The organism is Chakrabartyella piscis, assembly GCA_030067835.1.
GTDB classification, from domain to species: Bacteria; Bacillota; Clostridia; order Lachnospirales; family Anaerotignaceae; genus Chakrabartyella; species Chakrabartyella piscis.
The window spans coordinates 126,069-149,532 of sequence record CP092441.1 but is presented as its reverse complement, the minus strand read 5'-3'; the positions used below and the strand labels follow the sequence as shown (position 1 = coordinate 149,532).

19 protein-coding genes and 2 pseudogenes are annotated in these 23,464 nt (G+C 38.0%); 3 read left to right on the top strand and 18 right to left on the bottom strand.

Annotated elements, in window-relative coordinates:
• Positions 1–15: 15 nt before the first annotated feature.
• From cas3 to MJY40_RS00780, 5 genes are all read right to left on the bottom strand, one after another.
• Complete coding sequence (gene cas3 / locus MJY40_RS00800; RefSeq protein ID WP_317855190.1) at positions 16–2,166, bottom strand: CRISPR-associated helicase Cas3'; 2,151 nt, start codon at positions 2,164–2,166, stop codon at positions 16–18.
• 148 nt (positions 2,167–2,314) lie between these two features.
• Complete coding sequence (gene rhuM, locus MJY40_RS00795; protein ID WP_331488207.1) at positions 2,315–3,133, bottom strand: RhuM family protein; 819 nt, start codon at positions 3,131–3,133, stop codon at positions 2,315–2,317.
• Positions 3,134–3,571: 438 nt separating this feature from the next.
• Positions 3,572–5,197, bottom strand: coding sequence for a BCCT family transporter (locus tag MJY40_RS00790; protein ID WP_317855189.1), 1,626 nt, complete (start codon positions 5,195–5,197; stop codon positions 3,572–3,574).
• A 25-nt stretch (positions 5,198–5,222) separates the two neighbouring features.
• Positions 5,223–6,407 carry a CaiB/BaiF CoA transferase family protein gene (locus tag MJY40_RS00785; RefSeq protein WP_317855188.1) on the bottom strand — a complete coding sequence of 395 codons (1,185 nt, stop codon included), beginning with the start codon at positions 6,405–6,407 and terminating at the stop codon, positions 5,223–5,225.
• Positions 6,408–6,419: 12 nt separating this feature from the next.
• On the bottom strand, positions 6,420–7,619 hold the full coding sequence (locus tag MJY40_RS00780; RefSeq protein WP_317855187.1) for a CaiB/BaiF CoA transferase family protein: 1,200 nt from the start codon (positions 7,617–7,619) through the stop codon (positions 6,420–6,422).
• Positions 7,620–7,903: 284 nt separating this feature from the next.
• Between MJY40_RS00780 and MJY40_RS00775 the strand changes: the two genes are divergently transcribed.
• Together MJY40_RS00775 and MJY40_RS00770 are read left to right on the top strand one after the other, a co-directional pair.
• Positions 7,904–8,707, top strand: coding sequence for a MerR family transcriptional regulator (locus MJY40_RS00775; RefSeq protein ID WP_317855186.1), 804 nt, complete (start codon positions 7,904–7,906; stop codon positions 8,705–8,707).
• 114 nt (positions 8,708–8,821) lie between these two features.
• Positions 8,822–8,935: pseudogene (locus MJY40_RS00770) on the top strand (sporulation transcriptional regulator SpoIIID); the annotation flags it as partial.
• Positions 8,936–9,196: 261 nt separating this feature from the next.
• Here the strand turns inward: MJY40_RS00770 and MJY40_RS15515 are convergent.
• The 9 genes and pseudogenes from MJY40_RS15515 to MJY40_RS00725 form a co-directional block, all read right to left on the bottom strand.
• Positions 9,197–9,962 (bottom strand): annotated as a pseudogene (locus MJY40_RS15515) (transposase); the annotation flags it as partial.
• A gap of 227 nt (positions 9,963–10,189) precedes the next feature.
• Positions 10,190–11,392 (bottom strand): MFS transporter, encoded by a 1,203-nt coding sequence (locus MJY40_RS00760; protein WP_317855185.1) that lies wholly within the window; start codon positions 11,390–11,392, stop codon positions 10,190–10,192.
• Positions 11,393–11,479: 87 nt separating this feature from the next.
• On the bottom strand, positions 11,480–12,688 hold the full coding sequence (locus MJY40_RS00755; RefSeq protein ID WP_317855184.1) for a CaiB/BaiF CoA transferase family protein: 1,209 nt from the start codon (positions 12,686–12,688) through the stop codon (positions 11,480–11,482).
• A gap of 37 nt (positions 12,689–12,725) precedes the next feature.
• On the bottom strand, positions 12,726–13,835 hold the full coding sequence (gene hisC, locus MJY40_RS00750; RefSeq protein ID WP_317855183.1) for a histidinol-phosphate transaminase: 1,110 nt from the start codon (positions 13,833–13,835) through the stop codon (positions 12,726–12,728).
• Between the two features lie 20 nt (positions 13,836–13,855).
• The gene (locus MJY40_RS00745) at positions 13,856–14,401 is read right to left on the bottom strand and encodes a 2-oxoacid:acceptor oxidoreductase family protein (RefSeq protein ID WP_317855182.1); all 546 of its coding nucleotides are present in this window, start codon (positions 14,399–14,401) and stop codon (positions 13,856–13,858) included.
• A complete protein-coding gene (locus MJY40_RS00740) occupies positions 14,398–15,144 on the bottom strand; it encodes a thiamine pyrophosphate-dependent enzyme (RefSeq protein ID WP_317855181.1) in 747 nt (248 codons plus the stop codon). Before MJY40_RS00740 ends, MJY40_RS00745 begins: the two co-directional genes overlap by 4 nt.
• Position 15,145: 1 nt before the next feature.
• Complete coding sequence (locus MJY40_RS00735) at positions 15,146–16,204, bottom strand: transketolase C-terminal domain-containing protein (protein WP_317855180.1); 1,059 nt, start codon at positions 16,202–16,204, stop codon at positions 15,146–15,148.
• Entirely contained in the window at positions 16,204–16,413 is a 210-nt protein-coding gene (locus tag MJY40_RS00730) for an indolepyruvate ferredoxin oxidoreductase subunit alpha (protein ID WP_317855179.1), read from the bottom strand. Before MJY40_RS00730 ends, MJY40_RS00735 begins: the two co-directional genes overlap by 1 nt.
• Positions 16,414–16,454: 41 nt before the next feature.
• The gene (locus MJY40_RS00725; protein WP_317855178.1) at positions 16,455–17,951 is read right to left on the bottom strand and encodes a Na+/H+ antiporter NhaC family protein; all 1,497 of its coding nucleotides are present in this window, start codon (positions 17,949–17,951) and stop codon (positions 16,455–16,457) included.
• 467 nt (positions 17,952–18,418) lie between these two features.
• On the opposite strand from MJY40_RS00725, the gene MJY40_RS00720 reads away from it, so the two are divergent.
• Positions 18,419–19,054, top strand: coding sequence for a GntR family transcriptional regulator (locus tag MJY40_RS00720; protein WP_317855177.1), 636 nt, complete (start codon positions 18,419–18,421; stop codon positions 19,052–19,054).
• Between the two features lie 643 nt (positions 19,055–19,697).
• Here MJY40_RS00720 and MJY40_RS00715 read toward each other — a convergent pair.
• From MJY40_RS00715 to MJY40_RS00700, 4 genes are all read right to left on the bottom strand, one after another.
• Positions 19,698–21,134: a 6-phospho-beta-glucosidase gene (locus MJY40_RS00715; protein ID WP_317855176.1), complete on the bottom strand. Its 1,437-nt coding sequence runs from the start codon at positions 21,132–21,134 to the stop codon at positions 19,698–19,700.
• 175 nt (positions 21,135–21,309) lie between these two features.
• Positions 21,310–22,641 (bottom strand): PTS sugar transporter subunit IIC, encoded by a 1,332-nt coding sequence (locus MJY40_RS00710; RefSeq protein ID WP_317855175.1) that lies wholly within the window; start codon positions 22,639–22,641, stop codon positions 21,310–21,312.
• 33 nt (positions 22,642–22,674) lie between these two features.
• Positions 22,675–22,980 carry a PTS sugar transporter subunit IIB gene (locus MJY40_RS00705; protein ID WP_317855174.1) on the bottom strand — a complete coding sequence of 102 codons (306 nt, stop codon included), beginning with the start codon at positions 22,978–22,980 and terminating at the stop codon, positions 22,675–22,677.
• Positions 22,981–23,025: 45 nt separating this feature from the next.
• Entirely contained in the window at positions 23,026–23,361 is a 336-nt protein-coding gene (locus MJY40_RS00700) for a PTS lactose/cellobiose transporter subunit IIA (RefSeq protein ID WP_317855173.1), read from the bottom strand.
• Between the last annotated feature and the right edge of the window lie 103 nt (positions 23,362–23,464).

The following is a 23,464-nucleotide window of genomic DNA, read 5'->3' as shown; positions in this document are numbered from 1 at the left end:
TTTTTCACCTACTTTCTATATGATATACTCTGGTATCGCAAACAAAATCCCCGTTTCTTTGTTATAGTAATCTAGATTGGTTAGGAAAAAGACACCTGTTCCAAAATCGCTTATGACACCTTGTTTGAACAGTTCTTCAAACTCCCATGGTTTTACACTTGCCATATATTTTTGATATTTTCTTGTATCTATTTTGGTATATTGATTGATTCCTTGCAATTCTTCCACATCTTCCACAATGACAATGGAATAGGAATTGTCTTCAATAAATTTAAATCCTTCTGTATATTCTTTGAAATTGATTTGAAATGGCTTTTTCTGGTGTACTTTTAACTTGTGTTTTGTAATTTCATCCGCTTTGACACGCAACATCCGCTCATAATATTGCTGGATGCACTCCAAATCATTCAAATCAGAAAATTCTTGCAAGAGACCCTTTGTAATCTCCTTCTCTGGTGTGGACATCTTTCCAAAATCTTCATGCCATGCAAAAATATATGCGGTTGCACCTTTTCGTTTGCCTTCTCGATTGCAACGTCCACCTGCTTGTAAAATATGATCTAGTCCAGCCAATTCTCTACAAACCACATGGAAATCCAAGTCCACACCCGCTTCAATCAAAGACGTAGAAACCACAGTAACTCTTTTATCCTCTGGCACATCCTCTCCAAATTCATCTTCCAATGCTTCCAATCGTTCTCTTATGGTTGTAATGGTTTTTTGTCGGTCATTCACCGTCATATAGGTGGATAAATGATATTTCTCACCATCACAATTCTCATAAACTTCTTGTGCTTTTTTCCTGCTATTCACCACAATCAATTTAGAAGCTGCTGCAATAGATAAAATTTGTTCCATTTCCACATATCCCAAATTGATATAGTCACATTTGCGAAATTTAGAAAACTCCGATGTATCTGTCACCAAATCCACCACTTTTTGTCCTTCTATTCCATGCTTCTCTAGCAATGTATGGAAATCTGGCATGGTTGCAGTCAAAAATACTGCTTCACTATTTAAAATACTTGTGATATGAGAAATCCCTTTGAGACATGGTGATAAATACTCTGTTGGCATAAGATGTGCTTCATCAAAAATCAAAATAGCATCTGCCATATTATGTAGCTTTCTTAATTTCCCACGCTTGTTGTGATGAATGGATTCAAAAAACTGTACCGCTGTGGTGATGATGAAATCTCCATCCCAGTTTTCAATGGCTTTATTTGCCCAAATACGATAATCCTCATGAAACCCATCTTCCACTTCATATTGGAAATTAGATTGATGGCGTAACATTTGCAAGCTATCACCGAAAATCCTTTCAAACTCTTGTGCCGTTTGGTCGATGATACTGTTGTATGGGATGATATAAATGATGCGTTTTTTTCCTTGTTTGATGGCACGCTCCAGTGCAAACTTCATACTACACAGGGTTTTGCCACTACCTGTTGGCATTGGCATCAAAAAAATCTCGCCTTCTTGATTGATTTTTTCATAGACTTGGTTTTGCACACTGCTCCTTGCTTTTTGCAAATCTGTTGTTGGTTGGAATCCTGCAAATCGTTGTTCTATTTTCGACAAACATTCAGAAAAATCAGAATTTCTTTTTTCTCGTTTTACCCCTGTGCAAAATGCTTCTGTGTCCAAGGAATCTGCATCTGTGATACAAGAAAAAACGTATCTTGTCAAGAATGCAAAACGCTCTCCAATTTCTTGATGATCTCTGCAATTTTTTGTAAAATATTCTATTTCTATATCTGGTGATGTAAAGGAAATGTCTTTTTTATATATTTCATAAGATTCTGTTTTTTGTTCAAGTGTGCCAAGAAGTGTGATTTGTTCATCCCCAGGATTGCCAAAATCTTGTAAACCTGTGTGATGCCCTGCAATACAATATTGCATTAAAAATTGTTCAAAACTAGGCTTCATTATGTGTTTGAGTTCGATTGCGCCACAAAGTGCGTGTGGTATTTTGATGTGATTCTCACCTGAAATGCGTTTTTGAAAAGAAGGTTGATACTTGCCAAGATCATGTATCAATGCTGTCTGATAGACCAACCTCCGCAATTCTGATATTGCAAAACTGCTGGAAATTTCCGCTGTACTTTCACTATGTTGTTGGATGGTCTGTATGGTCCCGTTTTCTTTTATATGTGCAATTTGCATAAGTAAACCCCATTTCTTTATAAGATAAAGATTGCACTTTTGCCATATATTTAGCATATCACATGGGGCTTTTTTTGTCAACAGCATGCCATAAAAACAAGAAAAGTTTTGTCGTAATACTTCCTCCATCAACAAATTTGCTAGAGTCTCACAAGTTGAAAATGCCCGCTTCGAACGTGTCGTATCGGCAGTTTAAGCAAAAATCACCTATACTGAATCCCCAATTACTCAACAAATAATTTTTTGCCACTGAAACGTCTGCCTTCACAATTTTGCCACTGGGTGCATTTCTCCAAGAAGTCAACCCCATATGTTCCTTTTGATGGTTTGCTCTATCTACAATCACTTCTGCCACAGTGTTCCCATGAATTGCAAAGTGCATTTTATTTTGCACTGTCGCAAAAAAATTTTTTGTTGTTTTGCTATGCAAAGAATAATCAACAGCAGTTGCATAAATATCTGTGATTTTTTGATAGAATCGTCTTTCGCTGGCACGAATTTCTTGAATTTCAGAGATTAAATGGTCGAAATAGTCCTCATCAAAAATTTGACCATTGATAAGCCTTTCTTTATCTAAAACATATCCTTGTTTTGCAAAAGTGAATAAAACCTTTGTCGCCCACTGACGAAAATTCGTGGCACGTTCCAAATTGACACGATATCCAACAGCGATGATTGCGGACAGTCCATAAAATTTATATTGATATGTTTTGCCATTATCCGCAACTTGTGCAAAATTTGCACAAGTTGCATTCTCATCCACTTCACTTGTTGCAAAAACAGTTTTCAAGTGCTTAGAAATAACACTTCTATCCACCTCAAACAACTGCCCCATAGCCTTTTGCGTCAGCCAAACATCACCATCTTGAACCCTCACTTCAACGCCATCTTCTTTTGCATCTTTTGTAAAAACCAAAAAATCGGCTGTGCTATTACGTATTCGCAAAGGTTTATCTTGCTCCATCATTTTATCCACCTCCGTATGTTTCCCTCGGATTTTATACTCATATTCACATATCTTTAAATATATTATATCACGCAAAACCTCTGTTACGCTACTATTTTGTACTACTCCCATCCTCAACCGCATATACTATCTACAAGCAAATATGCAGGGTTGTTCAGATTGAACCACATCGCTACACGTGCCATGTAGGGTGCCCCTATGTGGGCGCCCGTTGTGATATGCCACTGTCAGGGAAACGGCGAAGAAGTTTGGGATTTCCAAATCCATAGTGCATACGGTTGTCACCAAATAGAACGGTTGGTTGTTGTGGTGGAGTGACGTGGGAAAAGCCTAGAAATCAAGGGTTTCTAGGCTTTTTTCGTACAAGTTCATATGAAAGACTTTTACATTTTTGAGATATCCATTAAATCCAAGAAATTATTCTTTACAGAAAAATTTTCACATCCTCATCTTTCTCCACTCGTCTCTTTCTGCTCTCTCTTCATCTGTAAGTCCTTCATATCGGATTTCATCAGCTGTCATATGTTTATAATGTAATCGCAAATCTTGGAGTAATCCCTTGAATGCAATAAATACAATTGCAAACAAAGGCAATCCAAATACCATTACAAATGTTCTAATGGTTGTTGTATCTGTTCCTGCAAATGCGATTCCCATTGGAATTGCAATCAAAACAACACACCAAACTAGTTTGAGATATTTATTGGGTTCTTCATTTAACCCCAACTCTTTGGTTATTGTCGAAGACAACGTAAACGCAGAAGCATCTAGGGTTGTTGCCAAGAAAACAATCGTACAAATTGAATACGCTGCCAATGCAATTGTTGGGAATGGAAGTGTTTGCATTGTTAAAGAACTAGCAGTTTCTAACGCATTTGATCCAACCAATTCTGGGATATTCAATCCACCATTGATCATCAAGTTTTGTTGATAGCCCGCTACAACACCATGAAGCAAAATCAACCCAGAAACCGTTGCAACCATCATACCAAAGAACATTTCTTTAATGGTTCTTCCTCTGGAAATTTTAGCAGCAAACATCCCGGTCAATGGCCCAAAAATAAGCCCATACAAGAAATAGAATACATTCCAATCCTGAGGATACCAACTTCTTGCAACCGGATCTGTCCATTGGTTCATGCGAATATAGTTATCAAACATAAGTCCTATTGCATTTGACATTGAGTCAACAATGAATAGAGGGTCGCTGCAAACTAAGAACATAAGTAAAATCGCCATCAAAAGCCAAATATTTCCATCAGAAAGACGCTTGATCCCTTTTTCAATTCCCACAAAAGAACTAATTGAAAATATGATTGCAGTTCCCAATAAAACAATAATTGCTATGCTAAAAGATCTTTCAATCTTCAACATATCTGCCAATGCAGTCCCTATAGTCGTTGCTGCGGAACCTGCTGTAATGGCAATAGAGCCAACAACAGAGAAAATAAAGATGAAATTAATGATTTTTCCTGCCATACCATTGATTGCCTTTTCCCCCAAAACAGGAGTACACATTGTTGCCAAATGCAACTTTTTATTTTCTCTTAAATGGAACCAATATGTAAATGGAATTGTAAATATTAAAATCCAAACAATATCCGAAGGTCCCCAATCGAAGAATGTATATGCCAGTGCCATCTCCATCAAGAAGGCATCTGTTGTTTCAACACCATTGATATAGGGTGCTGCATTATAATGAAAACCCCACTCAATAAATGCCCAGTACATTGTACCAGCACCATTCAAACAAAAGAAAATCATAGCCAACCAGCTAAATGTAGAATAATCTGGTTTTGCTCTACCCAATCGTACATTTCCATATTTTGATAATGCAAATATTGTCATAAACAAAATCATCAAAATGGATGCAGATTGGATTGGAGACGCCAAGGTACGAGTTAAAAATGCAAATACCTTCCCTGCCAATGCATTTGATTGTTCAGGATATAGCGTTAAAGAAATCGTAAATACTGCTATGATAATCAAACTGACAACCATCAAGCCTACTTCGTACTGATCCGAAAGCCTACTTTTTTTTATATTTTTATTTTCTTCATTCATCTATGCTCCCCCTTTATATCAATTATTAAATTACTCCTTTTTCATAAAGTTCTGCAATTTCTGCTTTGTTGAACTGGAATTTCTCTAAAATTTCTTCTGTATGTTGTCCCATAAGCGGTGCAGATTTATATTCATCTGCTGGTGTCAAGGATAAATGCATAGGATTTGTAATCGCCTCATATTCTCCCAATCCATCATCATACATGGTGCGAATCATCCCACGTTCCAAAAGATGTTCATTGTGCATCAGCTCTGGTATTGTCATAACAGGAGCACTTGGGATTTTTGCTTCTGCAAATATATCTGTCAACTCACTTCTTGTTTTATCCACAAAGAAGGTAGATATGATTTCTGTAGCTTTCTCAAAGTTTTTGCTTCTGCCTTCTGCCGTTGCAAATTTAGGATTGTCTGCCAAGTCAGGGTTTCCTATGGTATTGCAAAATGTCGGCCACGCACTTTCACTCACAAGACCCGCAGAGAAATAGCCATCTTTACATTTATATACATCATATGGTACCATAACTTCTGGATCTGCATTTCCACTTCGTTTCATATCCACATCCAAAAGGGTTTTGAATAATATTGGGCACTCACAAATCCCAAACAAAGTATCAAACATAGCTGTATCGATATGTTGTCCCATTCCTGTTTCCAATCTGGAATAATATGCCATTAAAATACCTAAACATGTATTCAAACCTGTAAAATGGTCACCTATAGCTGGCCCAATCTTCACAGGTACACCATCTGGGAAGCCCGTCATATCTACAACACCTGTCATAGCTTGTATAACATTGTCGTATGCCGCCAAATTTTTCAAAGGACCATATTGCCCAAATCCACTGATGGAAGCATAAATAATTTGTGGATTGATTTTCTTTATAGATTCATAATCCAAACCCATTTTTGCAAGCGTGCCCACTTTAAAGTTTTCCACCACAATATCCGCTTGGCTGATCAACCTTTTTGCAACTTCTTGTCCTTCAGGTTTTGAAATATCCAATGAAACTCCTTTTTTATTTCTATTGATAGAAGCGTAATATCCACTATACCCATTTCTAAAAGGTGTCCACTCTCTAGACTGGTCACCCACACCTCTTCTTTCAATCTTAATTACCTCTGCACCAAAGTCCGCCAATTGCATTGTACAAAAAGGACCACTATATGCTTGGGTGAAATCAATTACCTTTACTCCATTTAAAATTCCCATGTCAATCCTCCTTTAGCCATTTGATCTTTGAATGATTTTTTTGCTTTCCAATTCTTCAATTGCTTGTGAAGAATATCCCAAATGAGACAAATAATAATCTGTATATTCCCCCAAAAGAGGTGCGCCATGGGTAACAGCACCAGGTGTTTCGGACATTTTGATTCCAATACCTGGCATTTTCACATTTCCCATCGCCTTATCATTTACATCAATCAGCATTTCTCTAGCGTTTACTTGATCACTCGACATTGCTTCTGCAACTGTACGCACAGCACCACATGGCAAGCCAACACCACGCAAAATTTCCTCAATTTCAAATTTAGACATTGTTTTTGTAAGCGCTTCCAGTTCATCCTTAAGTCCAATATGATATTGTTGTCCACGAATTTCATTTACTTTGTATTCTTCTTTTTCTGCAAGATGATCCAGTTTCATTGCTTTGCAAAAGGTCTGCCACTGTCTATCTGTTGCAACACCGACTGCAACATACCCATCATTTGTTTCAAAATTATCATATGGAGAACAAGATGGATATTCATTCCCCACACGTTCAGGAACAGTTCCTGTTAAACTGTATGTTACAGGAGCTCCTTCCAATGTTGCAAACAATGATTCCAAAATGGAAATATCAATTTGTTGGCCTTTTCCTGTTTTTTTCTTATGTATTGCTGCCAATAAAATTGCATTGGCCATATATGTACCTGCAATTTGATCACCAATCACAGCTGCTGCTTTCGTGGGTGCTCCGTCTGGGAATCCGGTTCTGTCCATGTATCCACTCATAGCCTGCAACTGCAAATCCAATCCCACATTTTCTTTTAGCGGTCCCGTTTGCCCAAATCCATTGAGGGATGCGTATATGATTTCTGGATTAATTTTCTTCACATCTTCGTATGAGAGTCCCATTCTTTCCATGCTACCATACTTAAAGTTTTCACAAATCACATCTACTTCTTTCAATAACTTCTCAATAATCTCTTTGCCTTCTGGTTTGGATCCATTTAACCCAATACTATTTTTTCCACGATTTAGAAACGCATAATATGCACTTTCACCATTTGCGATAGGAGGCCAATATCTTGCCAAATCTCCAACATACGGTCTTTCAATTTTAATGATTTCTGCTCCGAAATCTGCTAACAACCTTGTTGTCAAACTTCCGGCATGTACTTGTGTAAAATCCAATACCTTCATTCCTTCTAACGGTCTCATGTTATAACTCCTTTCGTCCTAAACCTATACTGAGTTCTCCTGCCACTGCCCCTACTCCTTTCTCTTGGGCACTTATCTTTCTGTTCAAAATCTCTCTAATGTATCATTGCTTTTATTGACAATAAAAATCAATTCACTTATACTTACAGCATAGTACCTCTGTTAATTTCATTCTAATGCATCCCCTTAGGTAATGGTCTATAGCCATTATTTACATAAAATTCCAACTTTGGTTGTACGAATTGTCTATATATTTTTCCAGGTTAATTTAGGAGGTGACTTTCATGAAAAAATTCTTTTCTATCGGTGAAGCTGCAAAAATCAACAATATTTCTACTAAAACACTACAACATTACGCAAGTATTGGGTTAATTGTACCAAGACATATCGCAAAAAATGGGTATCGATATTATACATATGATCAATTTTGGCATTTGGATAAAATTAAGCGATATAAGCGATTGGGGTTTTCACTTTCCGAAATCAAAACTTTTTTCGATACACAAAGCACAGAAATCATTGAGAATCATTTGACTGATTTGCGAACAGAATATAGAGAAGAAACCAAGCGACTCTTAAACAATATAAAGGATGCTACATGGTTGAAAGACTATTATAATTATGGCACACTTCTTTCCGAGAAGACTATGATTTATCCACGAACAATGAGCGAACGCATAGCCGTATATACAACCTGTACACCTACAGAACTTGTGTATAGGGCAGATATGCGGTTGCGTGAAATTGTGCATCAACACAATGAAATTGAAATAAATTTACGAACACCTTATGATTATATTTTAAATATACATGAAATGAAAAACGGGCGTTTTGTTCCTACCCACGCTTTAATAGAATTGAATAAATTTGAGGATTGTCATGAATATAATGACCATATTATGCAAATTCCACAAGGTACATATTATTGCTTCCCTGTATTTCTATTGTCAAATAATCCAGATTTTTCTATAGTAAATGACTATATACAGCAAATTGGCCTAGACCCTAAATTCGTAATTTGTAGCGAATATCAAACAAAACTACATGATTTGGAAAGTTCTCCTTATGAAGTGCAAATACTTTTTTAGTATAGTAGAATGTGATTTTTCTGCTTAATTTCAATCAAAAATAAATCTATCTAGTAATACCACTATCCCCTCCCGCATATACTGCTATAAGCAAATATGCAGGAGTTGTTCAGATTGAAAACATACATCGAAGAACGTGCCATCGAAGTGGCGAAATTTATGATCGGGAGCAATGCCACTGTCAGAGAGACAGCGAAGAAGTTTGGGATTTCAAAATCCACAGTGCATACGGTTGTCGGCAAATAGAACGGTTGGTTGTGGTTGTGGAGTGACGTAGAAAAAGCCTAGAAATCAAGGATTTGTGGCATTTTATAAAATATATCAAAACCCATAGATTTCTAGGCGAGTCTGTGAAGAAATCTCTGCAAATCCAAATTTTCTGATAATATCGAGAGTCGATAGCATACAAAAGCTATTGGTTCTTATTTTATGTATCCTTTATTTTGCAATACATGTCAAGAAAAGGCGATCAACAGCCACTTTTTCGGGCAATGCTTTTAAAAGTGCTGTATCCCTCGGAAATACGCTTCTTTGGTGGTTTAATTTACGGTATGTTGCATTCAAGCTTTCGATGGCATTTGTGGTGTATATGACCTTTCTGACCTCTGACGAAAACTTGAAAATTAGCGAAATCACATCCCAGTTATCCTTCCATCGCTTCATGGAATTGGGGTATTTGGGCGTCCATTTTTCGGTCACACGTTCCAATGCGGCGAGTGCCTTATTTTTTCATCAGCAGCATGATAAATCGTCTTTAAATCAGTTGCAAACACCTTGCGTTCTTTTTCAGGTACATATTTCAAAGTGTTTCTGACTTGATGCACGATGCAACGTTGATATTCCGTCTTAGGGAAGGCAGTTGCGATGACTTCTTTGATGACACCATTATCCCGTACTGAGTAATGAATTGCGTCGATATAAAAGATTGGATACACCCCATCAAATGGTCTGTAGTCAGCACTTTTCCTTCAGAAAAGTCAGCTTCGCTGGTAGGATCTATCTTCCCTATGCATTTTTGCCAATCGGTAATCTGCGGCAGAATCTTGTCCGTCACATCAGATATGAAGCCCTCCGAAGCCTCAAAACCATAAATATCTTCCATCATTTCTTTGATTGTGCCACCGAGGAGATCTTTTAGCGCATCCTGGATGTCCTCAGCACTTTCAATGTCATACTCTTGGAGCAACTGTTGAATGATGTTGCGTTTTCCTTCTGTCATTCGTACTTTGTGTACTGGTTTCTTTTCCATAATAATAGGCCTCCTAAGATATTTATTTTATCATAGAAGACCTAAGGTTTCATTATTTACAGAAAGATTTTCACAGTCTCTATTTATACGAAAGAACCCTATTCCAAGGTGCGGAATAGGGTTCTTTGACAGTCTGAGCCTAGAAGTCAAGTTTCTAGGCTTTTTATATTTTGTTCTTTTGATTTTGTCAGCTGATTCTGATTTCTACCATTCAATTGTTTACATCATTTATTTTATCTGTTTTTTTGAATACAAAATGTCAATACAAATCCAATCAATGCCAATCCAATCATCCCCATAAATATTACATTATATTGATCTGCTGCAAACAAAGGCCCTAAAAAAGAAGCCACCAATAGATTCAAATAAGCAATACTATAATTCAATGTAAAGTTTTTTCTTCCAAAAAAGTAGGATGTAAATGCAGAAATGTTCGGTGATATTCCTCCATATGCAAATCCTGATACAATATATGCTATAACCAAAATAGCTACATTCATAGTCATAAATGAACACAATAACAAGGCTCCTGCCAAGATATACAATAGGACGTCTGCCATCATGGTCACACGATATCCCTTCCAATCAAACAATTGCCCTATACATACACGACCAATGCCATTTGTAATGGAAATGATGCCTGCAATGGTTGCTGCTCGTGTCAAATTATCTCCAAGTAACAAATTCGCATATGTTGCCGATATATTCATAATCATCATCCCAGCAGAAGAAACACAAATTGCCCAGAAAAAGAACAACCAAAAATTTTTTCTACGCAACATCTGTTTATAATCCAATTCTTCTATTGCTGGCCGTGCCTGCTTTCCACTTTGTTCCAATATTTTTGATAAGGAATCTGGTGCAATTTGGATCAACACACTTGCCAATAAAAAAATAATTGCAAAGGCAACACCAAAACAGAAAAATGTATTCCTCCACCCAAAAGCCAATATCATTTGGGCTCCAACTGTACCCAAGACCATGCTTCCAAAACCAAAACCCATTAATATGACTCCAGAAATCAACCCTTGTTTATCTGGAAACCATTTCAATATAGTCCCAATAATTGCATTGTATCCCAGTCCAACACCAAAACCACACAAGCCACCATATGTAATATATATCCCCATAAGTGTATTGATTTTAGATGCGCCAATAAATCCAACTGCCAAACAAGTGGCACAACAACGCAATGTAACTTTTGCACCTTTTTTACTTGTTAAAATTCCCGAAATCAGTCCACCAATACAAAACATCATCATGGAAATGGAAAATGTAACAGAGCTTTCTGCACTAGACCAATTGAATTCTTGCTCAAGTGGCATACGGAATACTGACCAAGCATATATCAACCCTAAAAACAGCATCAAAACAATACCCACTGCCAAATAGAACCATCTGATTGATAACTTCCTTTTCAACGCCTCATCCATCATACTACTCCTTCCTTTTATGCACACTTCCATCTTTGTTTTTTGCAAAACAGGGTATGTCTGTAATTCATACAGGCATACCCTATCCAATTAAATGATTACACCATTTTGTTTCATTTTGTTAATTTCATCTTGTCCATATCCCAAATCTTTTAAAATGGCATCGGTAAATGCACCCATTTCTTTTGTTGGTTGGGTTGGCAAGCGATCATATGTACTGAATCGTATGGGTGGTGTTGGCATTTTGATGATACTTCCTGCAAAATCCACATCTTCCACAAATCCATTCGCAATTGCCTGTTCATCTTTTGTTACATCGCCTGCTGTAGTTGCAATACCGATGGAAAAATTGTTTTCTTTCAAAATCTTTGACCATTCATCTGTTGTTTTTGTCAACATAACCTTACTTACTTTGTCGATACACTCTGCAAGTGCACCTGTTTCACGCAAGCTGGTAACGGTTTCATAGCGTGGATCCTCCAAAATTTCTTCCATGTCAAACAATTTGGCATAGCGTACACGATCCACAGCATAGGAGTTACAAAAAATACCCATATATTTCCCATCTGCACATTCATACAGTGCATCAAAGGGTTGTACTTGATGATATTTGTCGTGGGTTTTGTCTCGGTTGAAGGGTTCTTGTGAAGAAATAATATCTGTGAAATTACACCAAATACCATTCCCCATCAAAGAAACGGTTACAAGTGTCCCTTGTCCGCTAACCTGTCTACCCATCAGTCCCATCAAAATACCAGATAACAAAGCATTGCTTGTTGCAACATCGCCAAAAGCATACCCTGGATGCATAGGAAAAGAACCCGTTTCCTTCCAATCGGTCATCGCTCCATTTCTCAGCCAAAAAGCCGTCATATCAAAACCAGGAGTGTTGCGATCTGGCCCTTCTGGACCATATCCAGAGAAATGAGCATATACCAGTTTAGGGTATTTTTCCTTTAAAGATTCATAATCCAAGCCCAATCTTGCCAAAGATGCCATTCTGATATTGGAAATCACCACATCTGCATCCTCCAACAATTTGAATACAATCTCTTGGCCTTCTTTTGATTTCAAATCCAAGGGAATGATTTTCTTATTGCTGTTTGACAATGTAAACATAGGATTGCACTCGTCAACTGCTGGCAATGAAAAATTGACTCCCGTTTTCCTAAAATCATCCCCTGCAAGTGCTTCGATTTTTACAACATCTGCACCAAAATCGCACATCACACGGCCTGCCGTAGGTGCTGCAACAACCGTTGCCAATTCTACAACTTTAATTCCTTCTAGTGGTCCCATGATACAAAATCCTTTCTTTTGGTTACGACAACATCCTTTATTTGCTCAAATATTTTTCCAATGTATCAATTACAACTTGCGTTTCTGCTACAGTACCACTGCTAATTCGTGTAAACGGTGCTGCAATGTCGCCCCATAGGTGTCCAGGTCTTAAAATAACACCTTCTCGAATCAAATCTTCATGGGCTTTTTGAGAGCCTATGCCCAAATCTACAAAAATAAAGTTTGCAGCCGTTGGCAAATAGTGAAGTCCCTTTTCTTCGAAGAATTTTTTCAACATTTCCAAGGATTTTCTATTTTCCAATATGGTACGTTCGATATGCTCCTCATCCAAAAGAGCTGCATATGCCGCTTCTTGTGCAATTGAACTGACATTGAATGCTGCCTTTAGTTTCAAAATTTCAGCAATCATATTTTCATGGGCAATGGCATACCCAACACGAATACCAGCCAATCCCACCACCTTAGAAAGTGTACGCAGAATAATCAAATTTGGATATTGTTCCAAAAATTCTGTACAATCTGGATATCCTTCATGTTCCACTGCAAATTCAAAGTATGCTTCGTCAATCATAACCAACACATGGGATGGTACCTTTGCAAGCAATTTTACAATTTCATCTCTGCTGTTCATAATCCCTGTTGGATTGTTTGGATTTGTAACAAAAACAATTTTTGTTTTATCTGTAATATTTTCTGCAAAAGCGTCCAAATCGTCCGAAAGATCTTCTTTCACTGGAATGGTTACCACTTTCCCACCATACATCTGACTGCTTCTAAAGTGGAGCCCAAAACCAAGTTGAGAAATAATGGTTTCTTCGCCTGCATTCAAAAATGTTCCACAGAACAAACGAATGACTTCTTCCCCACCTGCTGCCAAAAGAATATTGCCAACTGCAACATTGTGTTTTTTTGCAAGGAGTGTACGCACTTTCATGGCTGTACTATCTGGATAAATGTGTCCTTCTTTTGCTGCCAAACAAATTGCTTCAATTGCTTTTGGTGATGGACCCAAAGGATTTTCATTGGATGCCAATTTGATTATATTTTCTACGCCAAAACGTTCCTTCACTTCTTGACTTCTTACACCCGGTACATATGCAGACATTTTTCCCACTTCTGGTCTTACGATATTACTAAAATCCATATCTATTCCTCCCATGCTGTTTATTTTAGTTTTTCGAAATATTCATATCCACGTCGCATAGCCATTTCATTTAACTGTGCATATTTTGTTTTTCCTTTTTTCCCAAACATAATATCCATAGAAGATAGTCCTTCTTCCAAGGTATGATCCCCCAAGTAATGTAGAATCGCACCTGTCAAGACGATATTTGCACCCTTTGCATGGCCAATTTCGTCTGCTATTTCGTGGCAAGGAATTGTGTACACCTTCACATCTGTTCTTTCAAAAACAGAGGCATCCACCATTTCACTGACAAAAATAGCACCATTTTCTTTGACAAGTTTGCCAAATGCAAGCAAGGATAGTTGGTTCATTGCCATCAATACATCTGGTTTTTCTTGAGATGGATTGTGAATGAAACGAGTTCCATATTTTACTGTACAATTGGCAGTTCCGCCTCTCATAGCAGAACCATAGGATGGAATCCATGTTGCATTTGCACCGTAACGCACAGCCATATCAGATACAATCAATCCCGAGGTCAATACACCTTGTCCTCCAAATCCTGCAAACACCAACTCTTTCATACACTTTTCCCTCCTCTCGCTTTTTTCACGCCTAGGGTATAATATGGAATGATATTGTTTCTAATGTGATCCAAGGACTCAAGTGGAGTCATACCCCAGTTTGTTGGACATGGAATCAAAACCTCTACCACAGAATATCCTTCTCCTGCAATTTGTGCCTCCAAAGCATCTTTGATATATCCTTTGAGTCTATTGATATTGCCAACGGAATCTACGCTACCACGGGCTGCATATGCAACATCAAACTGACTTGCAACCAGTTCAGGGAATTTGAATGGATTTCCTGTCACAGAACAGTCTCTACCATAGACGGTGGTGGTGGTTTTTTGTCCCGGCATGGTGGTGGCACTCATTTGCCCCCCTGTCATCCCATAGTTTGTGTTATTGATGGTAATCATGGTGATTTTTTCATTGCGGTAAGCAGTTCCCATACTTTCGCCCATACCAATGCTATAGGCATCTCCATCCCCTTGGTAGCTGATGATTACATTTTGAGGATTGACACGTTTCATACCTGAAGCAACTGCACTGGCACGCCCATGGCAACAATGCAGACGATCTGCCTTCATACCTGCACTCATATTGGAAGAACAACCAATACCAATGGTGTAAATTACATTTCTATCTTGTCCCAATTCTTCCAAACATTCTGCAACCAATCTGGATACAATCCCATGGCCACACCCTGGACAGAAATTAGATGGATTATCTACAAAATGAGGCACCTTTCTTTCTTTTTCCATATTAGAATACCTCCTTCAACTCATTGTTCACAATTTTCTTGAAATCATCTTTGATATCTTGAATGACTGGCACTCCATATACATATGGCAAGGAATACACTGGCATTTGCAAGCCATGTTTTTTCATATACATTGCAACGTCCTCAACCATTTGACCCATTGCATTTGTTTCCACCACAATGACGCCTTTTGTATTGGACCCAATTTCCGCAAATGCTTTTTCAGGGAATGGCCATGCTGTAATTGGTCTAATGAAACCAACCTTATGTCCTTCTGCCTGCAAATCTTCCACTGCACCCAAACAGCTTCTGCCTGCAAGCCCAAATCCCATAAATACATAATCTGCATCTGCAACATCTGTGCTATCCCATCTTTGTTCATTTTCCTTGATCAAGTCATATCTTTCTCTCAATTCCTCTGCCTCTGTCATGGAATTGCGATCAAAATACCCAAGTTTTGCATTTGTATATGTACCATCGAAGCCCCATTCGCCACGTTTCACATCCAAAAATGCAGGCAAATCCACAGGTTCCATCATTTGACCCAATGCACCTTCTGCCATAATGATAGATACCATTTTATATTTTTCTGCCAATTCATAGGCAAGTGCCACCATGTCTACTGCCTCTTGCACTGTATAAGGACAGAGCACGAAACAACGATAATCACCGTGTCCGCCACCTCTGGTTTCTCTCAAATAATCTGTTTGAGAAGAATACAAAGTTGCAAGCCCATTGCCATAACGTACCATGGTAATGATAACCACTGGTAAGTTTTCATCTGCCAATACAGACATTGCTTCCTGCATCAAACTAATCCCATTTCCAGAAGATGCAGTCATAGCTCTTACACCACAGCTGGCAGCTCCAACCACCATGTTGATACTTGCAATTTCATTTTCCAATTGCACAAACACACCATCATCCACTTCTCCCAATCTCCAAGATAAATATTCCATAATCTCGGAAGATGGTGTGATGGGATACCCAGCATAAAATCGTACACCTGCTCGAATGGCAGCTTCCCCAATTGCAACATTACCTTTCATCATCTCAGCCATTATTGGTCACCTCCTGGAATAAAATGGTACACACCATCCGGACAGACGGTGTAGCAAGAACCACATTTGATACATTGTTCCATGTCAATCACTACTGGATGATATCCAATTTTGTTGATTTTGGGTGCAAATGAAATACATTTTTTAGGACAACTTGCCACACAAAATCCGCATTCCTTGCAACGGTCTTTTTTTATCTCGATCCTCATGTTTTCCCTCCATTTTCTTCACTGATTGCATAGCCATGTAATCAATCATCAAATACTGGTTCCTCCGACAAGTCAACATCCGCAAATTTGCGTTTCCCTTTGTTCTTAGGATTGTTCCACATAACACCAAGACCCATAAAGGACATTCCCACGGAAACAAAAGGTACAATAATATTCAAATACGCATATTGAATATATTGATCTGGTGTAATTCCCAATGCACTTGCTGCAAATGCACCAAAGCCATTCCATACCATAAGCGGTGCCCACATATGAACCCCTTCACTGGTCAAACGAGCCAACATACATCTTTTCAAACCACGTTTGTCAAATTCTTTTTTGTAAATCGTCCCATTCAAAACGATAGGCATATAGGTATCTGCAAATGCTGCTGCACTCATAACAGATGTGGTAACAACCAACAAGGACAATTGACCAACAGATTTTGCCTTTGCCACCAAGCTTTCAATAATGACACTGATAAAGCCCAATCGATCCAACAATCCACCCAAAGAAAGTGCCAAGAAGGTAAGGGTGAAGCTCCAGAACATACTTTGCAAACCGCCACGATTCAAAATTTGATCCACAAAATCAGAACCTGTTTCACCAAAATAACCAGAATACAAACAATCAATGGCTGTACTCAAGGCTTGCCCTTGATAAAATACCGCTACTGCCATTGCAGTTGCAACTGCTGCTGCCATAGAAGGAAGTGGTGGCACTTTTTTCAAATTGAGAACAACAATTAAAATAATTGGTAAAAATACAATTGGTCCCAAATTAAATGTATTTGCAATTACCTCTCTTGTTTGTTCTGCAACCATCATGTCTGCCTGTCCACCTGCAAACTTAAATCCAAGAATTGTATATAAGATAAATGCGATGATATAAGAAGGCATCATGGTAATCATCATAGCTCTAATGGTTTCATAAATTTCAGAGCCTGCCCCCATACACGCAAGATTTGGAATATCGGAAATGGGAGACATTTTATCGCCAAAGGTAGCACCCCCAACAACAATTGCCGCAACAACTGTAACTGGAACACCCAAACCTTCGCCAATACCCATAAGTGCCACACCAACTGTACCAATAGTCGTCCAAGAAGACCCTGTTGACAAAGCTGTAACACTACAGAGTACAAATCCCAATGGTACAAATAGCTGTGGTGTCAAAAATCCCAGTCCATAATAGATAATTGCTGGAACTGTACCAGAAAGCATCCAAGTTCCAATAATCGCTCCAATTGCTACAAAGAACCATAGTCCAAATGTTGCTTTTTCAATACTTTTTGACATAAATCCCATCATCTTATCTGAGGATGCCCCTGTACTTTTTTTGCCAATAATGCAAATCAATACAGTTGACAGGATCAAACAGGCATGAATAGAAATGGTTCCTAAAAATCCTGAAATGATTAACGGAATGATTACTGATGCAAATGCAACTGCTGAAGCCAATAAAGAAGGCTGTTTCAACTCTCCTTGTTGAACCAAATTTACATTGTCTTTAGATTCTTCTTTTTTCTCCTTTGTCATTCTATCCCTCCTACTCTGTCTAAAACGATACCCACCATTGCAGCCACGCAACCTCATGATATTGCGTGCCACACACTTTGTATTTATGATGTATACATCTAGTATCTATATTGTATACCCTAATTGTTCTTTCGTCAATACACGTACATCAATTCATTTTATTTTGTGAAATCCTTATATTTGAAAAGTAGAAATTCAGTATAAATGACAGTACCCACGCAAAAATTTCTGAAATCGTTATTCACTTTTTTACCAAACATATCCAATTTGAATAAACCTTTTCCCAGTAGCCAGATTTGTATACACCATTTTTAATACACACTTGCATACCTATCCTCATAATTGCTTTCTTCTTTTTATTATTTTCAATGAGTTTTTACCAAATCCCTTTTCATTGTCCGAGTTTGGTGTTACACTACATAAAGACTCAAATTTAAATACCGCACTAAGATTGCTAGGAGGGCACTATGGATAAAAAAAGTTTAAGTACACAGGCATACGACATAATTGAATCTAAAATCATTTCGTGTGAATATGCACCTGGCTCTGTGTTAAGCGAATCCATATTGAGCACCGAATTACAAATGAGCAGAACACCCATAAGAGAAGCGCTTACCCAGCTAGAGCACGTTGGTCTGATCAAACTCCTTCCCAAAAAAGGGCTCTATATTACAGAAATGTCTGTGACTGATTTGATTGAAATTTATCAAACCCGTGAGTTGGTTGAGCCATACATTCTTATGCAATATGGTACAAAATTAATCGATTCCCTTCTGCAAGATAAACTCAAGTATCTTCTGCATTCATCGCAAACTGCAACAACAGAAGAAGAATTGTTTATAATCGATAATGAATTGCATAACCTGATCACTAGCATCAATCGAAACAAGCATATTTCTGGTCTATTGAAAAATTTGGAACCCCACAAACAACGTGCCAGAAATTTAACTGGACACAATGTGGAAAATAGAGTTATGGATACAAAAGCTGAACACGAAGAAATTATCAAGCATATTTTGGCTGAAGATTATATAACTGCATCCCAAATATTGAAAGCACATTTGCAAACATCACGCCAGTATGCAATTAGTACCATCCAATAATTTTTTATATGTTATCTCTCTTATGTTAAATTGGTGCTTATAGAAATGTAGATGATATCAGAAATATCATCAAGACTTTTTGAGATTTGGCAAGAAAATAAATCGTAAAGATTGTGATAGGGAATTATGTGATATTTCTCTAACATCCACAATAGGAAAATACAATTTTTCACGTTCTACATCCCCCAAATAGTACGAATTCTTTATCTTCAAAGGATTCAGTGCCTTTTGTTTGTTTTCTCATTCACAACCATTTACTTGCTATCAATGTATTATGAAATCAAATAAAACCCAAAAATAAATTTTCTCTCCAGAAATGAAATCATACTCCCACCCCCACCCGCATATACTATCTACAAGCAAATATGCAGGAGTTGTTCAGATTGAAAACATACATTGAGGAGCGTGCCATGTAGGGGCGCCCGTTGATACAAAATTATCACCAAACACAAAACACCCCTTATCAGAGGACAGGCCACACATCGGCTTATTCTGACAAGGGGTGTTTATTTCATTTCATACTATTTACATTTGCGTAAATTTTTTCAAAATCGTTGCCACTTCTGTTCTGGTTGCAGAGCCTTTTGCATCAAAGGCATTGCCAAATACCACCATAAGGGTTGACGCACGATTACACCTATCTTTACAATTCAGCACCATTTGTTGCAATCACTTCTTTATACCAATCAAAACTTTTCTTTTTGTATCTTGCATAAGTGCCATTACCGTCGTTGTCACGGTCCACATAAATGAAACCATAACGTTTGCTCATTTGTCCACTGCCTGCACTAACCAAATCAATAGGTCCCCAGGAAGTATAGCCCAAAAGCTCCACGCCATCACGGATGGCTTCCTTCATTTGTTTCAAATGTTCACGGAAATAATCGATACGATATTGGTCGTCCACACAATTGTTTTCATCCAATTCATCAATGGCACCCAAACCATTTTCCACAACAAACAAAGGTTTTTGATAACGGTCATAAATTTGATTCATGGTAATTCGCAAACCAACAGGATCAATGGACCAATCCCAATCGGTATATTGCAAATATGGATTGCGCACGCTTCTCATAAAGTTTGTATCGCTATTGTGTTTCCAAACTTCCTCGTCTGTGGTTGTACATTTGCTGGAATAATAACTGAAGGAAACAAAATCCACAACGTGCGTTTGCAAAATGGCTTTGTCTTCTTCTGTAATGCCAATGTCAATGTTGTTTTCCTCGAAAAATCTCTTTGTATAAGTTGGATAATATCCTCGAGATTGTACATCTGTGAAGAAATATGCTTGTCTATCTCTGGTCAAAGCATGGAAGAAATCATCTGGATTTGCTGTGTATGGATATGTTGTGCCCGATGCCAACATACATCCAATTTTTGCATCTGGGATGATTTCATGACAAGCTTTTGTTGCCAAAGCACTTGCCACCAATTGATGATGTGCTGCCAAATATTGCACTTGCAAAGGATTTTCTCCATCTTTTACAGTAATTCCTGCTCCAATGAACGGTGCATGCAACACCATATTGATTTCGTTGAAGGTCAACCAATATTTCACCTTATCTTTGTATCGTTCAAACACAACTTTGCAATAATTTTCAAAGAAACCAATGACTTCTCGGCTTCTCCATCCACCATATTGTTTACAAAGCTCCAAAGGTGTATCGAAATGTTGCAAAGTCACCAATGGCTCGATATTGTGTTTTTTACATTCATCGAAAATTGCATCATAGAATTGCAAACCTGCTTCGTTTGGCTCTTTATCATTGCCATTTGGGAAAATACGCACCCAAGCAATGGAGAGTCTAAAGCATTTGAATCCCATTTCTGCAAACATGGCAATATCTTCTTTATAATGGTTGTAAAAGTCAATTGCATTGTGTGATGGATAGAAAAATTCATCTTGCAATTCCAAACTTGGTGGATTTTCCAAATAAATTTGGCGATTGTCTCCTGCAGGCAAAATATCCACCGCAGACAAACCTTTGCCGTCTGCCAAATATCCACCTTCCAATTGGTTGGATGCAACTGCTCCACCCCAAAGGAAATTTTCTGGGATTATATTTTTTTCTTTGTTCATATGATTGACCTCCTGAACTGTCGTTGTTTTTTATATAATTACGGGCGGATACGAAATCCGCCCCTACATTTTTCTTCGGTATTGCAACGGAAACTAAGCCGCTTCCTGCAAAATTGTCATTCCGAATGCAATGAGGAATCTTGTTGTTTTATCGCAGTATATCTCCGTTTTTCAATCAATCTTCTTGTTCTTCGTTTTGTTCTTCGTTTTGTTCTTCAAATGCTTTTTCTGTTTCCACCAACATTTTGTCGTGTGCTTTGAAGAATGGGAAATAAATTACAAAGGACAAACCAATCAAAGCCGCTTGCAATGCTGCTGTTTTCCAGCCGCCCAAAATCAAACCACTCAAAACTGCTGGCAATGTCCAAGGCACAACCAATCCTGTGAATGGAGGCACCCATCCAGAAAGAATGACAAGATATGCGATGATTGCATTTGCTGTTGGCACCAAAATAAATGGAATAATCATAATTGGATTGAAAATGATGGGTGTTCCGAAAATAAGAGGCTCATTGATATTGAACAAGCTAGGACCCAATCCCAATTTACCAAGTTGTTTCATTTGTTTGGATTTGCTGAAAAATATCATACAAAGAATCAAGCCCATTGTACAACCAGCACCACCCATTTTGATGAACAACATAAATTGTTCTGTTACAATTTTTGCATTTTCCCCTGCAACCAATGTGCCACCTGCATCAATAATTGCTTGGTTTTCCAACATATTGGAGTTCAAAATTGGGGACATAATCCCTGTTGTGACAATGGCATCCCCATGAATACCACACCACCAAAAGATAGAAATTAAGAGGGCAACAATGACAACACCTGGTAAAGAATCTGTCAAATTTTGAAGTGGCACTTGCAACCAATAGTAAATTGCCTCTGTCACTGTCATAGAAAGCGCATAGGATGCAAGCAAATGTAGTGCTGCATAAACAGTCAAAATCACACAACCAGGAATCAATGCAGAAAAAGAGTTTGCAACTGCTGGAGGAACGCTTTCTGGCAATTTGATGCGAATGTCTTTTTTGATGAACCAAGTATAAATCATACCTGCAAGCAAACTGGAAATCATGGCTGCAATCAAACCTTTGCCGCCCAACCAAGCAAGTGGCACTGCGCTACCAACCAACTCGCCTGCCGCTGTGGTCACACTATTTGCTGTCATAATGAACAGACCAGAAATCCCAAACAAACCTGCTGGAACTCCATCCAAACCTTCATCATTACAATATTCATACGCCAATGTGAAAGCTGTGAAAACAGCCAAAATATCGAATGTCGCACCTGTTACTTTGTACAATGGTTCTGTCCAGTTTGCACCGAAAATACCTGCCATAAACGCATCATATCCAGTGATTGGAATGTCGGCAATCAACAAAAATACAGAACCAATCAAAGTGAAGGGAACGGTTCGGATAAAACCATTTTTCAAGGCTTTGATGATTTTAAAATTAGAAAATTGAATAAAGTATGGCATCAATTTTTGCAATGCTTGTTCCATAAATATGTACCCCTTTCGTATTTTGGTATGGTTTTATTTTTTTGCCAATTTCACAATCATGTTCAATACACTTTCCCCGTTCAACATGCCATAATCCACAGTATTGATGACACTAACAGGAATGTTTTTCTCGCTGAAAATACCTTCTGCTTTTTTGATCATATATTGAATTTGTGGTCCCAACAAAACACAATCCACATCTGTATGTTTGGACATTTCCGATTCGGAATATGCTTCGATTTCCAATTCAATCCCCTTTTTTACTGCCGCTTCTTTGATTTTTTTCACCAACAAACTGGTGGACATACCTGCTGCACAAAATACCGCTGTTTTAATCATAATCATTTCCTCCTAATTCATTTCCTCATTATTTGTCTTTGTATATCATTTGTTTTTCAATTCGTTGATTTGTTTTTGCATTTCAATCATATTTGTAATCAATTGCTTGCACAAAATGGCATTCATCAAATGATCTTGTGCGTGTACCATCAGCAAACTGATTTGGGCATGGTTTCCGTTGGCTTCGTCGCTCAATAAATCCGTTTGCACTTCATGTGCTTTGATCAATTCCTCATTTGCCGCTGCTAGCATTTCTTCTGCCTTTTCTTCGTTTCCAGCAACTGTTTCCATATATGCTTGTTGCAACATACTGTTTGCTGTACCTGCTGCCATGATGATATTGATGATTACTTCTTCGTCGATGGTTTTCCATTCGTTCATTTTGTTACCCCCTTGTATGTAAATAAACTGGTTTCGTTTGATTTCTTAATGACTTTGTAAATCAAGTATAGTATAATAAAAATAGAAATTCCATCAAATATAT